Genomic DNA, 22361 nt, shown 5'->3' on the forward strand with positions numbered 1-22361 from the left:
ACTCCTCGGACCGCCACGCATGGTTCCGCCAGGCGCTGGCCGCCGGACCCGGCTCCCCGGAGCGGGAACGCTACATCTTCCGCGACGGACGCGGCGAGCACGGCGAGCTGCCGCCCTCGGACTGGGAGTCCGTCTTCGGCGGCCAGGCCTGGGAGCGGATCACCGAGCCTGACGGCACCCCCGGCCAGTGGTACCTGCACCTCTTCGCCCCGGAACAGCCCGACTTCAACTGGGACAACCCCGAGGTGCGCGAGGACTTCCTGACCACCCTGCGATTCTGGTCCGACCGCGGCGTGGACGGCTTCCGCGTCGACGTCGCCCACGCGCTGGCCAAGGATCTGCCGGAGACTCTGCCGACGCAGGCTGAGCTGGGTCCGTTCAACACCGGCGCCGACGGCTTCGTCGACGGCTCGCACCCGTACTGGGACCGCGACGAGGTCCACGAGATCTACGCCGCCTGGCGCCAGCTCTTCGATGAGTACGACCCGCCGCGCACCGCCGTCGCCGAGGCCTGGGTCCACCCCGAGCGTCGTGCCCGCTATGCCAGCCCGGAGGGTCTGGGCCAGGCGTTCAACTTCGACCTGCTCATGGCGGAGTTCGACGCCGGCGAGTTCCGGCGGATCATCACGAAGAACCTCGCCGAGGCGGAGACCACCGGGGCGTCCTCCACCTGGGTGTTCTCCAACCACGACGTGGTCCGTCACCCCACCCGCTTCGGCCTCTCCGCAGGCGCTGGCGACTCCGAGGACGGGCGCAACGGCAAGCCGGGCAACGCCTGGCTGCTCGCCGGAGGCCGGCAGGAGGACGTCGACGTCGACCTCGGCCTGCGCCGCGCTCGGGCAGCGACGCTGCTCATGCTGGCCCTGCCCGGGTCCTCATACCTCTACCAGGGTGAGGAGCTGGGCCTGCAGGAGGTCGGCGACATCCCCGACGACACGCGGCAGGACCCGACGTTCTTCCGCAGCCAGGGGGCCGAGGTCGGCCGGGACGGCTGCCGCGTCCCGCTGCCGTGGACCCGCACCGGGTCCTCCTTCGGCTTCGGTGAGGACGGGGCCCACCTGCCGCAGCCGGACTGGTTCGCAGACTGCGCGGTCGAGGCCCAGGACGGGCGTCCGGGCTCCACATTGGAGCTGTATCGGGCCGCGCTGCGGCTGCGCCGCGAGCTGCAGACCGACGAGTCGCTGGAGTGGCTCGAGACCGGCCGCGACGATGTCCTCGCGTTTCGTCGCCCCCATGGTTGGGTGAGCGTCTCCACTTTCGGTGACGCGCCCGTGGCGCTGCCCGCCGGTGAGGTGCTGCTGGCCAGCACCGAACTCGACGACGGCCGGCTGCCCGGCGCCGCCACGGCCTGGATCCGCCAGTAGTCGTCCCCTCAGGGGCGGAGCCCTGACGAGATGGTGCTCGGGCCGGTCAGCGGACCGGTTCGAGCACCTCCAGGCCGCCCAGGTACGGGCGCAGCGCCTCGGGCACCCGCACGGAGCCGTCGGCCTGCTGGTGGTTCTCCAGGATGGCCACCAGCCAGCGGGTGGTGGCCAGAGTGCCGTTGAGCGTGGCCACCGGCCGGGTCGGCCCCTTGGAGCCGTCCTCCTTCACGGTGCGCTCTCGGATGTCGAGGCGGCGGGCCTGATAGGTGGTGCAGTCTGAGGTGGAGGTCAGCTCACGGTAGGTGCCCTGGGTGGGGACCCATGCCTCGCAGTCGAACTTCCGGGCTGCGGAGAGGCCCAGGTCTCCGGCGGCGATGTCGACCACCCGGTAGGGCAGCTCGAGGGCGGAGAGCATCTCCTCCTCCCAGCCGAGCAGGCGCTGGTGCTCCGCCGCGGAGTCCTCCTGGGCGCAGTAGATGAACATCTCCAGCTTGTTGAACTGGTGCACGCGAAGGATCCCGCGGGTGTCCTTGCCGTGGGATCCCGCCTCACGCCGATAGCAGGAGGACCATCCGGCGTAGCGGACCGGCCCGGCGCTGAGGTCCATGATCTCGTCGGCGTGGTAGCCGGCGATGGACACCTCCGAGGTGCCCACCAGGTAGAGGTCGTCCCGTTCGAGTCGGTAGATCTCCTCGTCGTGCTCCACGTCGAAACCGGTGCCCTGCATGGTCTCGGGGCGCACCAGCGTGGGGGTGATCATCGGGGTGAAGCCCTCCCCGAGTGCCTTGTCCAGACCCATCTGCATCAGGGCCAGTTCCAGCCGGGCGCCGAATCCCTTGAGGAAGTAGAAGCGGGCGCCGGAGACCTTCGCTCCGCGCTCCATGTCGACGGCGTCGAGGCCTTCGGCCAGCTCCAGGTGGTCCTTGGGCTCGAAGCCCTCGTCGGCGAAGTCCCGGGGTGCGCCCTCTTCGCGCAGCACGACGAAGTCGTCCTCGCCTCCGGCGGGGACCCCCGCGTGGATCAGGTTCGGCACCCGGCGGTGCAGCGTACGCAGCTGCTCTTCGGCCTCGGCACTGGCGGCCTCGGCGGTCTTCACCCGGGCGGCGAGGTCCTTCACCTCGGCCAGCAGCTGCTGCTTCTGCTCGCCCTGGGCCTGGGCGACCTTCTTCCCGAAGGCCTTCTGCTCGGCGCGGAGGGACTCGAACCGGGCGATCGCCTCGTTCCGGGCCTGCTGGGCGGAGATCAGCTGGTCCACCACCGACTCGTCGGCCTGCCGCGCACGCTGGCTGGCCCTGTAGGCGTCGGGGTTCTCGATGAGGTCCTTGATGTCGATCACGGACACCAGCCTATCGGGTCGCGCTCGGTAGACTGTGCGAGTGAGCCCTGATCTGCTGTATTCCCTGCTGATCGCCTCCGCCGTGGTGCATGTCATCGCCTTGGTGGTCATCGTCCGCACGCTGATCATCACCCGCCGACTCCAGAAGGAGATCGGTGAGATCGGCAGACTCCGCGACCTGGCCCAGCAGGACGCCGGCCATGGCGCGACGAACCGCGCCCAACGGCAGGTCGCCTTGGTGGTGAATCCGACCAAGGCCGAGGCCGAGGAAGTCGTCCGTCTGGTGCACTCCGCCTGCTCCCGATCCGGGATGCCGTCCCCGATCCTGCTGGCCACCACTGCCGACGATCCCGGGCATCAGATGGCCGCCGACGCACTGGACCAGGGCGCCGACGTCGTCATCGCCGCCGGGGGTGACGGCACGGTCCGCGCCGTGGCCGCCAGACTGACCGGCACCGACGTCTCTCTGGGCATCATCCCGATGGGCACCGGGAATCTCTTCGCCCGCAACATCGGCCTGCCGTACCAGGATCTGTCGGCCTGCGTGGACGAGGCCCTGCACGGGCTGTCCCACCGGGTGGACACTGTGGATCTGGCGCTGCACCGTGCTGACGGGTCCACCGACAAGGAGAACTCCCTGGTCATCGCCGGCGGCGGGCTGGACGCCGAAGTCATGGGTGACACCCGGGACACGCTCAAGCAGCACGCCGGCTGGCTGGCCTACGGGGAGGCCGGCATGCGGCACCTGGTGGGGCGGCGGCGCAGCATCACCGTCGCCGTCGACGACGCCGACCCGGAGACCCACCGGGTGCGCTCTGTGCTGCTGGCCAACTGCGGGATGCTGCAGGCGGGCATGGTGCTGGTGCCCTCGGCGCGGTTCGACGACAGTCGGCTCGACGTCGTGCTGTTCACTCCCCGTCATGCGCTGGACTGGGCGAAGATCGTCGCCAAGACGGTCACCCGATTCTCGGCGGACATCCCGGTGATGTCCGTGCGGCAGGCCCGGGTGAGCACGCTGACCATGGCCGAGCCGCTGCCCTTCCAGATCGACGGCGACGCCGTCGGTGAGGTGGTCGCGGTGGAGGCCCGCGTACGGCCCGCCTCGCTGATCGTCAACGGCGTCACCGGCGCTCCGTGGGTCGGGGCGACCCGCTGAGCCCTGGACCGCGCCCGACGAGAGCCCGGCTCAGTGGCGGCGCAGGGACTCGATCCAGGTGCGTGCCGCGGAGAAGGCGGCGTCGCTGACGTCCTGGGTGACCTCCTGAGGCCGCCGATCCGCCCGCGGGTAGGACCCCAGGAATCGGATCTGCGGAGAGATCCGGTGCACTCCGGCGAGCGCATCGGCCACGCGGGCCTCCTCGATGTGGCCCTCCAGGTCGATGGAGAAGAAGTACTGACCCAGTCCGTCTCCGGTGGGCCGGGATTCGATGCGGCACAGGTTCACCCCCCGGGTGGAGAAGTGCTCCAGCAGCTCCATCAGCGCGCCGGCACGGTCCTCTGGCAGCGGGATCATGATGGTGGTCTTGTCCGCACCGGTGGCCTCCGGGCTGGGACCCGGCCGGGAGACCAGCACGAATCGGGTCACCGCGCCGCTGACGTCCTCGACCCCGTGGGCGATCACGTGCAGCCCCAGCTGCTCGGCGACCAGGGGTGCGCAGATCGCGGCATCGGCGGCGGGCTCGTCCTTCAGCAGCGCCTGGGCGCCGGCCGCAGTGGAGGAGGCCGGGATGAACTCGGCGTGCGGCACGGTGACCTCGGCCCAGCGGCGCACCTGGGCCCAGGCGTGGGTGTGCGTGGTGATCGAGCGGATCCGGCTCAGCGTGGTGGGCTCACGGGAGGCCACCACGAAGGTGATGGGCACCAGCGCTTCGGCGACGATATGCAGGTGGTGGGCCACCGAGACGGCGTCGAGGGTGGCGGTCACCCCGCCCTCCACCGAGTTCTCGATGGGCACCATGGCGGCGTCGACAGTGCCCTCCTCCACCATGGTCAGGGCGGAGAGCACCGAGGTGGCCGGCACCTTCTCCGCGGCCTCGGCACCGGGGATCTGCAGCAGGGCGGCCTCGGTGAAGGTGCCCGACGGTCCCAGGTAGGCGTAGCGGCTGAAGGCCGGGGCGGCGGGTGATTGGTTCCCAGAACTCGGCTGACTCACAGGACTCGGCTGACTCACAGGACTCGGGGTTCCTCTCCGCCGTCGGCCTCCAGCGGGCGGCCGGCCTCGATCCAGCCGTCCAGCCCGTCGGCGACGAAGATCGCCGAGTATCCCTGGGCGGTGAGCCACTGGGTAATCTGCACCGATCGGCCACCGGTCCGGCAGACCACGTGATAGTCCTCGTCCGGGTCGAGCTCAGCCTCGAAGCGTGCAGGGATCTCGTCCACCGGGATGTGCAGCGCCCCGGGGGCGTGGCCGGCGGCGAACTCGTAGCTCTCACGGACGTCCAACAGGCGGGCTTCGGCGGGCACGTCGGCGGCACGCACGGTTTCGAAGTCCGACATCACGACCTCCTGGGTATCGGCGACGGGGTCTGAGGGCGCAGCGGGGCTGCTTCGGCTGAGACTACCGGCTCGAGGTCACCGGCGGGGGGCGACGACGCCGCCGGCCCACCATCCGAGACGTCCCCGGGCGGCCGGCCCCGCCCGAAGACGCCGGCCCCGCCCGAAGACGCCGGCCCCGCCGGAAGGCGCCAGCCCCGCCGGAGACACAGAAGGTCAGCCGAACAGCGACTGGTGCCAGCATCGCCCGGCAGTGCATAGGGTGGCGTCATGAGCCACCGCGCTGAGCCTCCCGCCCCTGATCAGGTCCACACCACCGACACCTCGATGACGGACTTCCGGGCTGCGACGGCTGCCCACTGGCGGGCGGCCTTCCTCGCCGGTGACGTCTCGGCGGTGGAGCTGGCGACCACTGCGCTGACCGCCGCGGCCGCGGACACCGCATTGGGCGCGTTCCTGCACGTAGACTCTGATGCCGCATTGTCCCGCGCTGCGGAGATCGACACGGTCCGCAGCCTGGTGGTGGGCTCCGGCCCCGGAGGCGCCGCTCGGCTGAGCGAGCTCTCCGCCCATCACCCGTTGCTCGGGCTCCCCACGGCGTTCAAGGATCTCGTCGACGTCGCGGGGATGCCGACCACCTTGGGCACGGCGGCGCTGCCCGCCCGGGTGCCTGCTCATGACGATCCGCTGGCCCGGCGGGTGCACTTCGCCGGGGCGGTGAGCGTGGGCAAGACGCAGGTCCCGGAGTTCGGGCTCCCCTGTTATTCGGAGAACGCCCTGGGGTCGCCGTCACGGAACCCGCTGGATCGGCGTCGCACCTCCGGAGGGTCCACCGGCGGCGGCGCGGCGGCGGTGGCGGCTGGAATGCTGCCGCTGGCTCCAGGCAACGACGGCGGCGGATCGGTGCGCATTCCGGCGGCGGCCTGCGGCCTGGTGGGGCTGAAGCCTGGGCGGGGGCGGCTTCCCGATGACGTCCAGTCGACGCAGGTGAGCGACCTGGCGGTCTCCGGCCCGATCGCCGAGACCGCCGAAGATACGGCGCTGCTCTTCGACGTGATGGCCGGGCATCGTTTTCGTCCCCCAGAGCGGCCCACCGGTCGCCGGGCTCGTCGGCGCGCTGGTCAGGCTCGTCTCGTGCTGTCCGAGGGTCCGGCGATGCGTGCGGTCCGTGAGGCGCTGGCAGGCGGGCTCGCGCCGCTGCGGGTGGGGGTGACCACCGAGTCCCCGTTCAGTCCGGACCTGGACGTCGTCCTGGAGGAGGAGGCTGTCCAGGCCCTGGAGCACGGCATCGACCGGCTGGGCGAGCTCGGCCATCGGGTGCAGGGGGTCGCAGAGTCCAGCCGAGCAGGCGGTTCTGCCGGGGCTGCCGGGGCTGAGCGGTTCTGGCCCAGGGACTACCACCGGCACTTCCAGGCGCTGTGGACCTCCCGGCTGGGACAGATCGGCTTCAGCCAGGAGCAGCTCACTCGGCTGGCCCCGCTGACCCGATACTTCGTGGAGCTCTCCGCATCCCGGCCGGCGGAGGAGGCCGAGGAAGCGCGGCGCGCTCTGCAGGGGTTCGCCGATGCCGCCGAGAGCCTCCTCGGCCCCTGGGATGTGCTGGTCACCCCGATGCTGGCCTTCCGACCGCCGGAGGTCGGCTGGTTCGCAGCCCAGGAGCCTGCCGAGGACTATGTGCAGCAGTGCCGGTTCACCCCGTACTCGTCGGTGGTGAACGTGATGGGCCTTCCGGCGATCAACGTCCCGGTACTCACCGATCCGGACGGCCTGAGCTGGTCGGTGCAGATCATCGGCCGCCGTCACGCCGAGGAGCAGCTGCTCGCCCTGGCGGCGACGATGCTGCAGCGCTGACCCGACCGGCTCCGGAGGGTCAGTGCTGGCGAGGGTCAGTGCTGGCGAGGGCCGGTCAGCACCTGCAGGAGCACCTCCTCCCGACGACGCTCCGCCTGCTGACGTCGCATCCGGCGGCGGTGGAGCTCCTGGGGGCTGGGCCGAGACACCGACGGCGCCTGCTCACGTTCGGCCCGCTGCGCCCAGGCCACCAGTGCACCCCCGAGGGTGAGAGCGGCCCGCCGCAGGAGGGATTGGCTGAAAGAACTGCTGTTGACAACAGACACGATGATGAAACTCCAGAAAAGAATCTGGGCATGGTTGATCCCAGAAAGGACAGGCGATAAGAGATCTGTTCCAGACCAGACGTGGAGAATTCATCACGTCGTGACCGATGCTCTGAGCAGAGCTCACAGCGTCAGGGAATCAGAGAAGAACGGTCCGCGAGGCCGCGGTTCCGTGGGGCCGGCTCGGTCGTGCCGTCAGGTCAGCCACCTCGGGGACGCCGAAGCGTCATCTGCCGAGGGGCCGCCCGTAGCGGCCTGAGGAGCGTCGGCTCAGCCGTCGCGAGTGAATCGCGCGGCGCGCCCACGGGGGGCGCCGCCGTCGTGGATCCCGCGGAGGTGCGCCATGATCGCGCCGGAGCCGAGACCGCGCACAGCAGTGCCGGTGTGGCCGGTCTGACCCATAGTCAGTGCGGTTGTCATCATGATCGACCCCTCCTTTCACGGAATCCCGAGGCACAATAATTTCGTGGTCAACAATAACAGAGGTCCTCAGGACTGTGAACACCTCGTGGAGATTTTTTTCTCCACGCCATGCGGAGAATTCCTCTCAGACACGAAGGCGCCGGGAACGCAACACGTTCCCGGCGCCAGACGAGCCGTCAGGGGTCACTCCCCAGCGGCAGGTCTCATTTCTTGAAGTTGTCCGTGAAGCCCTTGGCGGCATCCTTGGCGTCAGCCGCGGTGTCCTTGACGTTCTCGACGGTCTCCTTGACTTTGCCCTGGAGGTCCTGGGCCTTGCCCTCAGCCTCCGTGCGCTTGTCATCGGACGCCTTGCCGGCGGCCTCCTTGGCCTGCCCGGACACCTGGTCCTTCGCGGCGTCGAACTTGTCTCCGAGTCCCATGCTGACTCCTCTCCGTCGATGACTGTGGACACCTGCCACGCTACCCACCGGAAGCATCACCGTCACCAGAGATCGACAGATTCACAGGAAAACACCAGAAACCTCTCCGGAAGCCCGGCGCCGTGACACGAGGCAGGAGCCCTGCCCTGGACGAGGACTCAGCCGAGCCTCTGAAGACGCCCGGCCCCGTCACCGAGGCGGAACCGAGGCGGGTCGGCCCATGACGATGCGGGGCCAGCAGGCGAGCCCCTGATCGGCCTCTGCCCGCACCCGGGCGGCCAGCTGCTCGCCCCAGCACTCTGGGCCCAGCTCCCGGAAGCCCAACCTTCGGTAGTAGGGCGCGTTCCACGGCACCTCGGAGAAGGTGGTGAGCGTCAGCATCGCCAGCCCCTGCCCTGCCGCCCATCTCGTGGCGGCGTCGAGGAGACCGGCTCCGATGCGTCGCCCGGCGCAGGCCGGGTCCACGGAGACCTGCTCGATGTGCCCGGCGTCGTCGAGCCGATCGGCCAGCAGGTACCCGACGACCACCCCGCCCCGCTGATGGACCCATGCCGTCTCGCCGTCGACGTGGGTGCGGAACTGGTCGACGGAGACCGCCTCATCAGCGGCGATCTCCTCCATCGGGGTGCCCAGGAACAGCTGTCCGGCCTGCTGCTCCACGTGCACGACGGCGACGTGGTCCATCAGGGTCGCCAGCCGGATGCCCTCATCCATCGTTCCTCCTCAGCGGCTCTTCCGAGGAGCCGCGCCGTATGTCATGCTCACTTCATGATCACAGGGCAGGCGATCCTTCCGGCGGTGCCGGTGCGTGCCCGTCGGCAGGCCCTGCTGCACGACTTCCATGACCCGTTCCCCGTGTCGAACACTTCGTCGAGGTGAGATCATGAGCGACCCCTTCCGTATCGTCGCACTGCTGTTCCCCCATGTGACCCAGCTGGACTTCACCGGCCCGGCCCAGGTGTTCTCCAAGATGCCTTCAGCCGAGCTGCACGTGGCCTGGCACCGTGAGGAGCCGGTGCCCACGGATGCGGGATTCAGCATCCTGCCCACCACAACGCTGGAGGCCGCCCCGCAGGCCGATGTGCTGTTCGTGCCCGGGGGTCGCGGCGCCTTCGAGCTGCTGGAGGACGAGGTCGTGCTGGACTTCCTGCGTCGCCAGGCGGCGGGGGCCCAGTGGATCACCAGCGTATGCACCGGCTCGTTCCTGCTGGGCGCCGCCGGGCTGCTGCGCGGACGGCGGGCCACCAGCCACTGGGGCTCCCTGCATCTGCTGGAACGCCTCGGGGCGACGCCGGTCGCCGAACGCGTGGTGCGCGACGACCACGTGATCACCGCTGCCGGGGTCTCCGCCGGCATCGACTTCGCACTGCGGCTCACCGCGGAGATCCACGGCGACGACGCGGCCAAGCGCCTGCAGCTGCAGCTCGAGTACGACCCCGAACCACCCTTCGACGCCGGGGCGCCGTCCCGTCCGGACGCCGATGACGAGCTGGCGAACGCACAGATCGCCTCGATGACGGAGCTGCGCGGCGACGTCGTGGAGCGAGCCGCGACCCGGCTGACGCTGGACTGAGGTCCGGACGCTGACTCAGCCCTGGCGGCCCGCCCCGGAGATCACGCGAGACGGATCAGGCGCCGGGCCGCGGCTCGGCCTCGTCGGGAACGGCCTCGTCGGGAACGGCCTCGTCGGGAACGGGCTCGTCCCGCGCCTCGGGCGGGAGTGCGGTGCCGCGCATCCGGGCGACGGCGCCCATCCCGTGGTGGATGGCCAGGGCCGCGAAGCTGCCGAGCGCGATGCCTTCGAACACGATCTGACCGAACTCCATGGTGAAGTTGGCGATGGCGATGATCAGCGGAACCCCCGCGACGGCCAGGTTGATGGGGTCGGCGAAGTCGACCCGGTTCTGCACCCAGATGCGCACCCCGAGGATGCCGATCATGCCGTAGAGGACGGTGCCGGCGCCGCCGAGCACTCCGGCGGGCACGGTGGCGATCAGTGCACCGACCTTGGGCAGGAGGCCCAGGCCGATGGCGAAGATCCCGGCCACCCAGTAGGCGGCGGTGGAGTACACCCTGGAGGAGGCCATCACGCCGATGTTCTCCGCGTAGGTGGTGGTGCCGGAGCCGCCGCCGGAGCCGGCGAACATGGTGGCGACGCCGTCGGCCATCAGGGCGCGGCCAGTGACCGGGTCCAGGTCGCGGCGGGTCATCAGCGCCACGGACTTCACGTGTCCGACGTTCTCGGCCACGAGCACCAGGATCACGGGCAGGAACAGGCCGATGGTGCCCACGTGGAAGCTGGGGGCGGTAAACTCGGGCAGCCCGAACCAGCTGGCCTCGCCGATGCCGGAGAAGTCGACCTCGCCGCGCATCACGGCCACCAGGTAGCCGATGACGACGCCGACCAGGATGGAGAGCCGGCCCAGCAGGCCGCGGAAGAGCACGCCCGCCAGGAGCATCGCCACGATGGTGACCGTGGCGGTGACCGGGGCCGCGTCCACGTTGCTCCACGCCGCGGGGGCGAGGTTCAGGCCGATGAGCGCCACGATGGAGCCGGTGACCACCGGAGGCATGAGCAGCTGGATCCACCGGGTGCCGGCCACATGGACGATCAGTCCCACCAGGAACAGTCCGGCCCCGGCCATCACGATGCCGCCGAGCGCCCCGGACATCCCGTACTGGCCCATGGAGGCTCCGACGGGGGCCAGGAACGCGAAGGAGGAGCCCAGGTAGGAGGGCACCCGCCCGGCGGTGATGATGAGGAACAGGATGGTCCCGATCCCGGAGAACAGCAGCGTGGTGGCGGGCGGGAAGCCGGTGATCAGCGGCACCAGGAAGGTGGCGCCGAACATGGCCACCACGTGCTGCATGCCGATGCCGGTGGTGCGGCCCCAGCTGAGCCGCTCGTCAGGGGCGACGACGTCGCCGGGGCGGATGCTGCGTCCGTCCCCGTGCAGAGTCCAGCCGAGTCCGGGGATGAGAGTCTTGGTCACAGGCATGAACTGTACCGGGACGGAAAGTCACCGGCATGACGGAAGGATGACGCACATGAGGCTGGAGATCGCCGTCCAGGACGTCGACGGGATTCAGGTCGCCCGCGACCACGGGGCCGACCGGGCCGAACTCTGCCAGGCCCTGGTCACCGGAGGGCTCACCCCGACTCCGGGAATGATCCGCCGCGCCGTCGAACTGGACCTTCCCGCCCGGCCGCTGATCCGCCCGCGTGCCGGCGGGTACCAGTACCCGGCCGCAGAGGTCGCCGCGATGCGCCATGACGTGCACCTCCTGCGGGAGGCCGGCGCGGACGGGGTGATCGTCGGAGCACTCGACGACGACGGCCTGGACCACCCCACCCTGCGTCGGCTGATCGAGGACGCCGACGGCCTGCCCGTGGTGATCCACCGGTGCGTGGACGTCCTGCTGGCGGCCGGGCTCACCACACCCCAGGATCTGATCGAAGAGCTCGTGGACCTCGGCATCAGCGGAGTGCTCACCTCGGGCGGCGCGACGACAGCACCCCAAGGGGCCAGCGTCATCGGTCAGCTGGTCCAGGCTTCGGCTGGTCGGGTGGAGATCATCGCCGGCGGCGGCGTACGGGCTGAGCACGTGGCGGATCTGGCTGCGGCCGGGGCCGACGTCGTCCATCTCTCGGCCGGTGCGGCCGTCACCCACGGGTCACCGGGCCCGGGCGGCGGGGAAGGAACGTATACCACCACCGACGCTACGCTGGTCCGCGCAGCACGGGCCGCCGTCGACGCCCTCGACTGATCTCCGCAGGACGATCCGCACGTGCTCCTCCTCACACCCTCTTGACACGCTTTCCTGGAATGCGGATCACAGCACGATCACAGTATTTGATGTCATCTGCGATTCTTGGAGAGCCTCCGCGGATCCCACTCATCACAAGGATGCGGGACCCCAGGGAATGGCTGCGGGAAAGGTCAGGAGGGGCGGTTTTCACCCCAATTTCACCCGGGGGAAGCTTGATCCCACTGTGTGTCTCAGTACTGTGGGACTGATGCCGAACTCCGCAGACACCCCTGCCCAGAACGGGGAACACGTCGAGATCCGCACTCTCGAGGTTTCCGACGGCGCCGCCCTCTGGCGGCTGGCCGCCGGAACCGGAGTGCTGGATGTCAACACCCCGTACGCCTACCTGCTGTGGGCCCGCGACTTCGCCGACACCTCCGTGATCGCGCTCGTCGACGGCCAGCCCGCAGGATTCATCTCCGGCTACCGCCGACCGGCGGACCCCCAGACCCTGTTCATCTGGCAGGTCGCGGTGGACTCCGCCTTCCGCGGACGCCGCCTGGCCTCCCGCATGCTCGCCGACGTCGTCGCCCGCTCCGCGGCTTCGCGCCTGGAGACCACGATCACCGCGGACAATGCGGCCTCGATCGCGCTGTTCACCGGCCTGGCTCGTGACCACGGCGCCGAGATCACCCGCTCCGACCTCTTCACCGAGGACCTGTTCCCGGCATCCTCAGAGACCGGCGAGAGCCACGCGGCGGAGGACCTCTACACGGTCGCCCCGCTGAAGGCCTCGCAGGCCTGAGGACCTGCACCCCGACTTCCATCTGAACCCCAGCGGCGGAGAGTCCGCCGCACCACCGAGGAGACCAGCCACATGGCCACCGACATCTTCGAAATCCGTGAATCCCAGGTCCGCAGCTACTGCAACAACTGGCCCGCCGTCTTCGAGAAGGCCTCCGGCGCGTACCAGTTCACCGAGGACGGCTCGCGCTACCTGGACTTCTTCTCCGGCGCCGGCGCGCTGAACTACGGACACAACCACCCGGAGTTGCGCGACCTGGTGGTGGACTATGTCGCCAACGACGGCGTCACCCACTCCCTGGACATGAAGACCCCGGCGAAGCGCCGCTTCCTGGAGACCTTCGAGCGGATCATCCTCGAGCCGCGGAACCTGGACTACAAGGTCATGTTCCCCGGCCCCACAGGCACCAACACGGTGGAGGCCGCGCTGAAGCTGGCCCGCAAGGTCACCGGCCGCCAGCACATCCTGTCCTTCACCAATGCGTTCCACGGCATGACGCTGGGCTCGCTCTCGGTCACCGGCAACTCGATGAAGCGCCGCGGTGCGGGCATCCCGCTGACCAACTCCTCGAAGATCCCCTACGACGACTACTTCGACGGCGACATCCCCGACTTCATCTGGCTGGAGAAGGTCCTCGAGGACTCCGGCTCGGGTGTGGACAAGCCCGCCGCGGTCATCGTGGAGACCGTCCAGGGCGAGGGCGGCCTCAACGCCGCCCGCATGGAGTGGCTCAAGGGCCTCGCGGACCTGCTGCGCCGCCACAGCATCCTGCTGATCATCGACGACGTGCAGGCCGGCTGCGGCCGCACCGGCACCTTCTTCTCCTTCGAGAAGGCCGGCATCCGCCCGGACATCGTCTGCGTGTCCAAGTCGATCTCCGGCTACGGCATGCCGATGGCGCTGACCCTGTTCCGCCCCGAGCTGGACGTCTGGGAGGGCGGCGAGCACAACGGCACCTTCCGCGGCAACAACCTCGCCTTCGTGACGGCGGCCCGCGCGCTGGAGCTCTTCTGGGCCGACGACTCCTTCGAGAAGGAGCTGGCCGGCAAGATCGAGGAGCTGCGCGACGGTCTCGAGCAGATCGCCGGGCACGTGAAGGGCGCGACCCTGCGTGGCCGCGGCTTCCTCTCCGGGATCTGCTTCCCGGACCCGGACACCGCCGGCAAGGTGGCCGCCGAGTCCTATAAGCGGAACCTGCTGGTGGAGACCTCAGGGCCCGAGGACGAGGTCGTCAAGATCATGCCGCCGCTGACCATCGCCTCCGAGGACCTGCAGAAGGGCCTGAAGATCATCGAGGACGCCGTGCTGGCCGCCACCGGCCAGATGGGTGAGCCCTCCCGGGTGCGTCCGCCGCACTGAGCTCAGCCTCCCGAGGGGCGCTGACCCGTCACGCTAGACTCCGCTCCGGGCCAGCACCCACGTCCACCGACCCTTCTCAGCAGACAGGAGACCTGCATGTACACGCTGCACATCGACGACCTCAACGACACCGAGCGCGACATCCGCCACGGCAACTGGCGTTCGCGCCGGATGGTCCTGGGCAAGGAGAAGGTCGGCTTCTCCTTCCACGAGACCACCATCTTCGCCGGCACCACCAGCGAGTTCTGGTACGCCAACCACATCGAGGCCGTCTACTGCGTCGGGGGCAAGGGCACGCTGACCAACCTGGAGACCGGCGAGAAGCATGAGATCACCGACGGCTTCCTGTACCTGCTCGACGGCCACGAGAAGCACCGCGTGGAGGTCGAGGAGGAGCTGCGCATGATCTGCGTGTTCAACCCACCGGTGACCGGCAAGGAGGTCCACGACGAGAACGGCGTGTACCCGCTGATCATCGAGGACTGAGCCTCTGCCTGACGCACGTCTGAGCATCACGACGGCGCCCGCCCCTGTCCCCGGGGCGGGCGCCGTCGTCATATGTGACCCACCGTGAGATCCTGGATCTGCTCAGATGAGCGTGTCCCACGCCACATCTCGCAGTGGACAACCCTTCGGAACTATGGTGTGATTCACATGGTTGTGTTGCATCTCACGCAGCACGGCTGACAACTGAGCGCATCCGGAGAGCAGCCTCGGCAGTGGGGCACCCTCCGCACAAGCTCCCATTTCACAACGGATCGTCGGGCACGTACCTGCCCGTGAAAGGGAAATATCACCATGGCCTCTGTGACCTATGACTCCGCGAGCCGGATCTACACTCCCGGTGCTCGCCCCGCCATCAATCAGCTCCAGCTGAACATCGAAGATGGCGAGTTCCTCGTCCTCGTCGGCCCCTCCGGCTGCGGCAAGTCGACCGCCCTGCGCATGCTCGCCGGCCTCGAAGAGGTCAACGAAGGGCGCATCCTCATCGGCGGTGAGGACGTCTCCCACGTCTCCCCCAAGGACCGGGACATCGCGATGGTCTTCCAGAACTACGCGCTGTACCCGCACATGTCGGTCGCAGAGAACATGGGCTTCGCCCTGAAGATCGCCGGCGTCTCCAAGGATGAACGCGCTCAGCGCGTCCGCGATGCCGCCAAGCTGCTGGACCTCGAGCCCTACCTGGACCGCAAGCCGAAGGCCCTCTCCGGTGGTCAGCGTCAGCGCGTGGCCATGGGCCGTGCGATCGTCCGCTCGCCGAAGGTCTTCCTGATGGACGAGCCGCTGTCCAACCTGGATGCCAAGCTGCGTGTCCAGACCCGCACCCAGATCGCGGCGCTGACCCGCAAGCTCGCCGTCACCACCGTCTACGTCACCCACGACCAGGTCGAAGCCATGACTATGGGTGACCGGGTCTGCGTGCTCAAGGACGGCGTGCTGCAGCAGGTCGACTCCCCGCGCAACCTCTACGACACTCCGGCCAACGTCTTCGTGGCCGGGTTCATCGGCTCTCCGGCCATGAACCTCTTCCAGGTGGACCACGACGGCGAGGCCCTCCTCCTCGGCGGTGAGCGCTACGTGATCCCGGACGGCTCGCTGAAGAAGGCCAGCAGCAACAAGGTGACTCTGGGCGTGCGCCCCGAGGACATCCACATCGACGACGAGCACGGCATCGAGATGGTCGTGGACCTCACCGAGGAGCTCGGCGCCGACGCTCACATCTTCGGCTCGCCGGAGGGTCTCGAGTCCTTCCAGCCGCTGGTGGTCCGTGTGGACGGCCGCCGTCCCCCGCTGAAGGGCGACCGCGTCAAGGTGGCCCCGCAGATGGACCACATCCATCTCTTCGACGCGGAGACCGGGCTGCGCCTCAACGGCGATATCCCGGGTCACACCCCGCACGCCCAGCTGGCCGACGTCGAGGCCCTGCAGGACGAGGAGGAGTGAGCGCCGCGCCCTGCTGAGCTGGCCGACTGCTGAGGGCGGGTCCCGGAGATCATCCGGGGCCCGCCCTCAGCGCAGCTCACGGCCTGTTGCCGCGATCCCCTAGGCTGAGGCCATGAAACAGCTGCTGTCAGTCATCCTGACCATCATCCTCGCCATCGTGGCCATCCGAGTGGTCCTCTGGATCATCGGGGCGACGCTGAACCTCATCGGTAACCTGATCTTCATCGCCCTGATCGCCGCGGCCGTCATCTGGCTGGTCCAGGCGGTGAAGTCGAAGAGCTGATCCACCGGTCAGCCGCACATGATGGTCCACCAGCTCGTAGGGCACCGGCAGGTGGGACATCAGGATCACGCTGCGTCCCCGGCTGGCATCCAGTCCGGCCGCACCCGCCGCCACACCCGCCCCCGCTTCTGCCGCCGCGCCGAGCAGGTCCCGGATGAGCTGGTCCCCCAGCTCGGGGTCCACATGCGCGGTGGGCTCATCCAGCACCAGCACCTCCGCCCGAGACAGCAGCCCCCGGGCCACGGCGATGCGCTGCGCCTGACCTCCCGAGACCAGCGCGCCCTCGCGGCCCACCCTGGTGTCCAGACCGTCCCGGGAACGAGCCCACTCCCGCAGCCCGACAGCCCCCAGCACCTCCCAGAGCTCCTCCTCAGCACACCTCTCAGGCCCCTCCGGATGGGCGAAGCTCAGATTCGCGCGCAGGGTGGTGTCGAACAGGTGCGCCCGCTGCTCGATCAGGCACACGCGCCGCCGCACCGCAGCCGCGGACATCTCGCGGACTTCGACGCCGTCGAGCCGGCAGGAGCCCTCATGCTCCAGCAGCCGCACCAGGGTCTGCGCGAGCGCCGTCTTCCCCGACCCGCTGGCGCCGGTGACCAGCGCCCGCTCTCCCGGTGCCAGCTTCAGATCCACCGGCGCCGCCGTCGCCGCCTGCTGCCCCGGCCACCGGACGGTGACCCCCTCCAGCTCGAGCAGAGCCCCCGCCTGTGAACCGGCCTCCGGAGCACTGGCCTCATCGCCGTGGTCATCGCCGTCGTCTGCCGGGATCTCCGCCGGCCGGGGCCGCTCGGTGAGCTCCGCGATGCGCGCCGCCGACGCGAGCACCCGCCGTCGGGCGGACCATGCGGCCGGCACCGCGGCCGCGACCTCGAAGACAGCCAGCGGCACCAGGGCCAGCACCGCCAGCACCGGACCGTCCACCGATCCGGGACTGAGCGCGAACTCCGGTCCCAAGGGAGCGCTGGGCTGCAGCCCCGGGACGGCCAGCAGCAGCATCGCCAGCACGGCGGCGCCGGTCAGCCCCGTCAGCACCGCGGAGACGACGCCGGCACCGGCGGAGGCCCGCAGCTCGGCGGCCCGCAGCCGCGCGTCGGCCCGCTCCACCCGCCGGATCTGCTCGTCGGCGGCACCGTAGGCCAGCAGCACCTCCACATCGGAGGCCAGATCCGCGACCTCATCGGCCAGCTGTCCCCGCAGCGCGGCGGTGCGTCGCTCCGCGGAACCGCTGATCCGGGCATTGAGCCAGGTCCCGGCCACCAGGGCGAGCGCCAGCAGCACCGCCAGCGCCGCCGCGGCCGACGGGGAGAACCACGCCAGCCCGGCCAGGGTCGCCAGGACCACCACGGCGGAGGAGGCCAACGGCTGGATGACACGGGTGGGCAGGTCGAGCAGCTGGTCCACATCGCGGACCAGCCGGGAGAGCAGGTCCCCGCGTCCGCGGTCGGCCAGGCCGGCCGGGGCCAGCGGCATCAGCCGCTCCACCAGGCCGACCCGCAGCGTGCTCAACGTGCGGAAGGCGGCGTCGTGGGAGCTCAGCCGCTCCAGGTAGCGGAAGAATGCCCGGGACAGGGCGAAGGCCCGCACGCCCACCACCAGCAGGCCCAGGTAGAGGATGGGCGGCTGCTCGGCGGCCCGGGTGATCAGGTACGCCGAGAGCCCCAGCAGCAGCACCGCGCTGAGTCCGGACAGCGCCCCCAGTGCGGCTCCGGGCGCCAGGCTGCGCCGGTCGGGGCGGGCCAGGGTGAGAATGCTCATCGCAGCGCCTCCTGCCGCGCCCAGGTGAGCCGGTGCACCGTGTCGGCCGCCGCCAGAACGGTGGGGCGGTGGCTGATCACCAGCATGATGCGTCCGGCATCGGCCTCGGCCCGCAGCAGCGCGATCAGCCGGCGTTCGGCGTCCTCGTCCAGGGCCGCAGTGGGCTCGTCCAACAGCAGCACCGGGCAGCGGCGGGCCCGAGCCCGGTGGACCGCCCGGGCCACGGCCACCCGGTGCGCCTGCCCGCCCGAGAGCCCCCTGCCGTGGACCCCGAGGCGATGGTCCAGGCGCAGCTCCGGAAGCCCGAGCGCGTCGAGGATCCCCCGGGCCTGGTCGGCCTCGAGACGCGGCTCGCCGAGGGCGATGTTCTCCCCCACCGTGCCCGCCCGCAGGCCGTGACGCTGACCGGTCCAGGCGACGTCATCGCGGGTGGGCCGCCGCGCGGCGCCGTCGGCCGTGCGCAGGGTGATCTTCCCGCTGTGGTCCACCAGCCCGACGACGGCGGCGGCCAGCGTGGACTTCCCCGCCCCCGACGGTCCGGCGAGCGCGGTGATCCGGCCCGGTTCGGCGGTGAGGCTCACGCGGTCGACGACGACGTCCCCACCTCGGCGAACCGTCACCTCCTGCAGATGCAGCGCCGCAGCCGGCGACAGCCCTTCGCCCGAGACTGGTTCTGCACCGGCCACCGGCTCAGCCCGCCTCTCGGCCTCCAGCAGCGAGAAGACCTCCTCGGCGGCGGCGATGCCGTCGGCGGCCGCGTGATACTGGGCGCCGACCTGCCGCAGCGGCGCGTAGGCCTCCGGGACGATGAGCAGCACGAACAGACCCACGAAGAGCCCCAGCTCGCCGTCGATCAGCCGCACACCCACCGAGACCGCCACCAGGGCCACCGAGAGGCTGGCGGCCAGCTCCAGGACGAACCCGGAGAGGAAGCTGATCCGCAGCACCCGCATGGTGGCGCCGCGATGCTGCTCGGTGAGCCGACGCAGGTTCTGCCGCTGCCGGTGCTGCCGGTTGAAGATCTTCAGCGTGGAGAGCCCCTCCACCAGGTCCAGGTAGGCGGTGCCCAGCCGGTCCAGCCGGCGGCGCTGCTGCTGCTGCGCGGACTGGGTGGACCAGCCCACCAGCACCATGAACACCGGCACCAGCGGCATGGTCAGCGCCACGATCACCGCCGTGGTCAGATCCTGGGTGGCCAGCACACCCAGCAGGATCGGCACCGCCAGGACGGTGAGCACCAGCTGCGGAAGGTACCGGGAGAAGTAGGCGTCCAGGGCGTCCAGGCCGGAGCCCAGCACGCTGACCGCCTGAGCCGGGCCAGCAGTGCCGCCACCAGCAGAGCCGCCACCAGCAGAGTCGCCGTCGTCGTGCTGTCCGTGCACCAGCGCCTCCGCGGCCTGACGGCGCAGCTGGGACTTCACCCGTGCCGCCGCCCGGGCCGCCACGGCCTCCATGGCCCAGGAGACCCCCGCACGGGCGAGCGTCACCACCGCCAGGCCACCCAGCAGCGGGGCCACCGGCCCCAGCAGCGCCGTCCCGGAGGGAGGCTCGGCCACCACCAGCTGCTCCGGCACCCAGTCCCCGGACAGCACCCCGACGGCGGCGATCACCGTGGTCAGCACCCCCGCCAGCAGTCCGGCGAAGGCCAGCACCAGCAGCACCTGGACAAGCCCCAGCATCACGGCCAGCACCAGGAACCCGCGGGCGGCACGGGCGTGACGGAGCAGGCGGGGGTCCAGGGGCTTCATGGCGCTCGTCTCCCGGACCTCAGTGCGCCTCGGCGGGGATGTGGTCGCGCGTCAGGCGGCGGCGGAACACCCAGTAGGTCCAGATCTGGTAGCCGATCACCAGCGGGGTGACCACCAGGGCGACCCAAAACATCACGGTGAGCGTGTAGTCGGTGGAGCTGGCGTTGACGATGGTCAGCCCACCTTCCCCGGAGGTGGACGGCAGCACATGCGGGAACAGGGACAGGAACAGGGTCACCACGGCCAGCCCGACCGTGGCCGCCATCGCGCCGAAGGCCAGACCCTCCCGGCCGACGGCGTTGGCCACCAGGGCGACCACCATCGCCAGGGCCGCCCCGACGGCGGCTATCAGGGCCGGCAGCGGCTGCCCCGAGAAGGTCTCCAGGGTCAGGGTCCACGCCAGGAATGCGACGGCGGCCACCGCCGCGGGGACCCCGGCGAACCCTGCCAGCCGCCGGGCTCGGCCGCGGATCTCGCCGTCGGTCTTCAGCGCGATGAACACCGCTCCGTGGACCAGGCACAGCAGGGTCAGGGTGATCCCGCCCAGCACGGCGTACGGGGTGACCAGGTCCAGCAGGGACGCGGTGACGTTGTGGCCGGCGTCCAGGGGCAGCCCGCGGACCACGTTGGCGAAGATCAGGCCCCACAGGAAGGCAGGCAGCACCGAGCCGATGATGATCATCCTGTCGAAGGTCCGCGTCCACTGCGGGTGCTTGCGCTGGTGCCGGTACTCGAAGCTCACCCCGCGGGCAATCAGCGCCAGCAGGATCAGCAGCAACGGCAGGTAGAACCCGGAGAACAGGGAGGCGTACCACTCGGGGAAGGCGGCGAAGAGCACCGCCCCGGCCACGATCACCCAGGTCTCGTTGAGGTCCCAGACCGGCCCGATGGTGTTGATCATGACCCGGCGGTCAGTGTCGTCGCGTCCCAGCAGCGGCAGGGACATGCCCACGCCGAAGTCGAAGCCGTCGAGCACGAAGTAGCCGACGAAGAAGAACGCGACCAGCACGAACCAGATCGTGGGGAGGTCGAACTGCGCGGGGTTCAGCAGGGCGAGGTCCATGGCGGGCTCCTGATCAGTACACGACGGCGAGGTCGTCGGAATCGGCGTCGACGTCGTCGTCCAGCTCCGGCGGACCCTCCTGGGCGGCCTTGAGGATCAGCTTGAACTCGACGACGGCGAGGATCCCGTAGATGAGCGTGAAGGCGGCCAGGGAGATCGCCACGTCCAGGCCGGAGACGTTCGGGGACACCGCGGCCTCAGTCTTCATCAGTCCGAAGACGATCCACGGCTGGCGGCCCATCTCGGTGAAGATCCAGCCCACCAGGGAGGCGAGCAGCGGCAACGGAGCGGCCCAGATGAAGATCCGCCACATCAGCTGCTCCTGGCGGGCCGGCAGCTGCCGCGCGTTCTTCCGGGTCAGCCACAGTCCCACCAGGGAGATCAGGGCGGAGACCGCCCCGAGGCCGATCATCCACCGGAAGGACCAGTAGGTGACCCAGATCAGCGGGGTGTAGTCACCGGGGCCGAACTGGGTGACGTACTGGGCCTGCAGGTCGTTGATGCCTTCGACCTCGCCGTCGAGCGTGTGGGTGGACAGCAGGGAGAGCAGGTACGGGATACGGATGGAGAACAGCTCGGAGGCGCCGTCGGGAGTGCCGAGGGTGAAGATCGAGAAGCTCGCCGCGTTCGTGGTCTCGTAGAGCCCCTCGGCGGCGGCCATCTTCATGGGCTGGGCGTCCACCATCGCCAGGGAGAGCTGATCCCCGGAGACCCCGACGCCCAGGAAGGCGAGCACATTGGCCCAGAGCCCGGTCTTCAGCGCCGGGCGCATCGTCTCGGCATGCTGACCGCGACGCAGGTGCCAGGCGGCGACGGCGATCATCACCGTGGCGGCGAACATGATGGCCGCGAAGATGGTGTGCGGGAAGGCCGCCAGCACCACCGGGTTTGTCAGCACCTCCCACAGGCTGGTGAGCTCGGCGCGTCCACGCTCGTGGTTGAAGGTGTAGCCGACCGGGTTCTGCATGAAGGCGTTGGCGGCGAGGATGAAGTAGGCCGAGAGCGTGCTGGCGACGAACACCGTCCAGATGCAGGCCAGATGCGCCAGCCGGGGGATGCGGCCCCAGCCGAAGATCCACAGGCCGATGAAGGTCGCCTCGAAGAAGAAGGCGGCCAGACCCTCGATGGCCAGCGGAGCGCCGAAGACGTCTCCGACGAACCGGGAGTACTCGGACCAGTTCATGCCGAACTGGAACTCCTGGACGATGCCGGTGACCACGCCCATGGCGAAGTTGATCAGGAAGATCTTGCCGAACAGCTTGGTCAGCTTCAGGTACTTGACGTCGTCGGTGCAGTGCCAGGCCGTCTGCATGATGGCGGCCATCAGCGCCATCCCGATGGTCAGCGGGACGAACAGGAAGTGGTAGAGCGTGGTCAGTCCGAACTGCCAGCGCGCCAGGGACAGCGGGTCGAAGAGTTCTTCCACGGGTTCACCTGTGTCGTCGCAGGGCCGCGTCACGAGGATCGTGGCGTGGAGGCGGCCGTCCACGCGGCGTCGCCTC

At 69.9% G+C, this 22361-nt stretch carries 21 protein-coding genes; 9 read left to right on the forward strand and 12 right to left on the reverse strand.

Annotation, left to right across the window (positions count from 1 at the left end; all coding sequences use genetic code 11):
- The coding region (locus ACYVKI_RS06300; protein ID WP_460689495.1) for an alpha-amylase family glycosyl hydrolase at nt 1–1364 on the forward strand (1364 nt) is incomplete at its 5' end.
- 46 nt (nt 1365–1410) lie between these two features.
- Here the strand turns inward: ACYVKI_RS06300 and serS are convergent.
- The gene (gene serS / locus ACYVKI_RS06305; protein WP_460689496.1) at nt 1411–2700 is read right to left on the reverse strand and encodes a serine--tRNA ligase; all 1290 of its coding nucleotides are present in this window, start codon (nt 2698–2700) and stop codon (nt 1411–1413) included.
- A gap of 40 nt (nt 2701–2740) precedes the next feature.
- Here serS and ACYVKI_RS06310 point away from each other — a divergent pair, with 40 nt between their 5' ends.
- On the forward strand, nt 2741–3856 hold the full coding sequence (locus ACYVKI_RS06310; RefSeq protein WP_460689497.1) for a diacylglycerol/lipid kinase family protein: 1116 nt from the start codon (nt 2741–2743) through the stop codon (nt 3854–3856).
- A 30-nt stretch (nt 3857–3886) separates the two neighbouring features.
- Here ACYVKI_RS06310 and pheA read toward each other — a convergent pair whose 3' ends face one another.
- Both pheA and ACYVKI_RS06320 read right to left on the reverse strand, forming a co-directional pair.
- A complete protein-coding gene (gene pheA, locus ACYVKI_RS06315; RefSeq protein WP_460689498.1) occupies nt 3887–4852 on the reverse strand; it encodes a prephenate dehydratase in 966 nt (321 codons plus the stop codon).
- A gap of 14 nt (nt 4853–4866) precedes the next feature.
- A complete protein-coding gene (locus ACYVKI_RS06320) occupies nt 4867–5196 on the reverse strand; it encodes a rhodanese-like domain-containing protein (RefSeq protein ID WP_460689499.1) in 330 nt (109 codons plus the stop codon).
- Nucleotides 5197–5463: 267 nt separating this feature from the next.
- Here ACYVKI_RS06320 and ACYVKI_RS06325 point away from each other — a divergent pair, with 267 nt between their 5' ends.
- Complete coding sequence (locus ACYVKI_RS06325) at nt 5464–7044, forward strand: amidase (RefSeq protein ID WP_460689500.1); 1581 nt, start codon at nt 5464–5466, stop codon at nt 7042–7044.
- Nucleotides 7045–7079: 35 nt separating this feature from the next.
- Here the strand turns inward: ACYVKI_RS06325 and ACYVKI_RS06330 are convergent, their stop codons facing one another.
- The 4 genes from ACYVKI_RS06330 to ACYVKI_RS06345 all read right to left on the reverse strand — a co-directional run bounded on the left by ACYVKI_RS06330 (nt 7080) and on the right by ACYVKI_RS06345 (nt 8866).
- The gene (locus ACYVKI_RS06330) at nt 7080–7235 is read right to left on the reverse strand and encodes a hypothetical protein (RefSeq protein ID WP_460689501.1); all 156 of its coding nucleotides are present in this window, start codon (nt 7233–7235) and stop codon (nt 7080–7082) included.
- Nucleotides 7236–7580: 345 nt separating this feature from the next.
- Nucleotides 7581–7733: a hypothetical protein gene (locus ACYVKI_RS06335; RefSeq protein WP_460689502.1), complete on the reverse strand. Its 153-nt coding sequence runs from the start codon at nt 7731–7733 to the stop codon at nt 7581–7583.
- A gap of 203 nt (nt 7734–7936) precedes the next feature.
- Entirely contained in the window at nt 7937–8152 is a 216-nt protein-coding gene (locus ACYVKI_RS06340; protein ID WP_460689503.1) for a CsbD family protein, read from the reverse strand.
- 189 nt (nt 8153–8341) lie between these two features.
- Nucleotides 8342–8866, reverse strand: a complete 525-nt coding sequence (locus ACYVKI_RS06345; RefSeq protein ID WP_460689504.1) for a GNAT family N-acetyltransferase — start codon at nt 8864–8866, stop codon at nt 8342–8344.
- A 169-nt stretch (nt 8867–9035) separates the two neighbouring features.
- On the opposite strand from ACYVKI_RS06345, the gene ACYVKI_RS06350 reads away from it, so the two are divergent.
- Nucleotides 9036–9725, forward strand: coding sequence for a DJ-1/PfpI family protein (locus tag ACYVKI_RS06350; RefSeq protein ID WP_460689505.1), 690 nt, complete (start codon nt 9036–9038; stop codon nt 9723–9725).
- 55 nt (nt 9726–9780) lie between these two features.
- Here the strand turns inward: ACYVKI_RS06350 and ACYVKI_RS06355 are convergent, their stop codons facing one another.
- Nucleotides 9781–11151 carry a uracil-xanthine permease family protein gene (locus ACYVKI_RS06355; protein ID WP_460689506.1) on the reverse strand — a complete coding sequence of 457 codons (1371 nt, stop codon included), beginning with the start codon at nt 11149–11151 and terminating at the stop codon, nt 9781–9783.
- 49 nt (nt 11152–11200) lie between these two features.
- Between ACYVKI_RS06355 and ACYVKI_RS06360 the strand changes: the two genes are divergently transcribed.
- The 5 genes from ACYVKI_RS06360 to ACYVKI_RS06380 all read left to right on the forward strand — a co-directional run bounded on the left by ACYVKI_RS06360 (nt 11201) and on the right by ACYVKI_RS06380 (nt 16010).
- Nucleotides 11201–11920, forward strand: a complete 720-nt coding sequence (locus ACYVKI_RS06360; RefSeq protein ID WP_460689507.1) for a copper homeostasis protein CutC — start codon at nt 11201–11203, stop codon at nt 11918–11920.
- Between the two features lie 250 nt (nt 11921–12170).
- Nucleotides 12171–12707 carry a diaminobutyrate acetyltransferase gene (gene ectA / locus ACYVKI_RS06365; protein WP_460689508.1) on the forward strand — a complete coding sequence of 179 codons (537 nt, stop codon included), beginning with the start codon at nt 12171–12173 and terminating at the stop codon, nt 12705–12707.
- Between the two features lie 72 nt (nt 12708–12779).
- Nucleotides 12780–14066, forward strand: coding sequence for a diaminobutyrate--2-oxoglutarate transaminase (gene ectB, locus ACYVKI_RS06370; RefSeq protein WP_460689509.1), 1287 nt, complete (start codon nt 12780–12782; stop codon nt 14064–14066).
- A gap of 96 nt (nt 14067–14162) precedes the next feature.
- Nucleotides 14163–14552, forward strand: coding sequence for an ectoine synthase (locus ACYVKI_RS06375; RefSeq protein WP_460689510.1), 390 nt, complete (start codon nt 14163–14165; stop codon nt 14550–14552).
- Nucleotides 14553–14864: 312 nt separating this feature from the next.
- A complete protein-coding gene (locus ACYVKI_RS06380; RefSeq protein ID WP_460689511.1) occupies nt 14865–16010 on the forward strand; it encodes an ABC transporter ATP-binding protein in 1146 nt (381 codons plus the stop codon).
- Nucleotides 16011–16137: 127 nt separating this feature from the next.
- On the opposite strand, the gene cydC is transcribed toward ACYVKI_RS06380, so the two are convergent.
- From cydC to ACYVKI_RS06400, 4 genes are read right to left on the reverse strand one after another with little or no spacing between them, the layout of a single operon-like run.
- Nucleotides 16138–18048, reverse strand: a complete 1911-nt coding sequence (cydC, locus tag ACYVKI_RS06385; protein ID WP_460689512.1) for a thiol reductant ABC exporter subunit CydC — start codon at nt 18046–18048, stop codon at nt 16138–16140.
- A complete protein-coding gene (gene cydD / locus ACYVKI_RS06390; RefSeq protein ID WP_460689513.1) occupies nt 18045–19796 on the reverse strand; it encodes a thiol reductant ABC exporter subunit CydD in 1752 nt (583 codons plus the stop codon). The genes cydC and cydD overlap by 4 nt, the downstream gene beginning before the upstream one ends.
- A 19-nt stretch (nt 19797–19815) precedes the next feature.
- Nucleotides 19816–20859, reverse strand: a complete 1044-nt coding sequence (cydB, locus tag ACYVKI_RS06395; protein ID WP_460689514.1) for a cytochrome d ubiquinol oxidase subunit II — start codon at nt 20857–20859, stop codon at nt 19816–19818.
- A gap of 13 nt (nt 20860–20872) precedes the next feature.
- Nucleotides 20873–22285 (reverse strand): cytochrome ubiquinol oxidase subunit I, encoded by a 1413-nt coding sequence (locus tag ACYVKI_RS06400; RefSeq protein ID WP_460689515.1) that lies wholly within the window; start codon nt 22283–22285, stop codon nt 20873–20875.
- Between the last annotated feature and the right edge of the window lie 76 nt (nt 22286–22361).

This window comes from Nesterenkonia suensis (assembly GCF_054782935.1).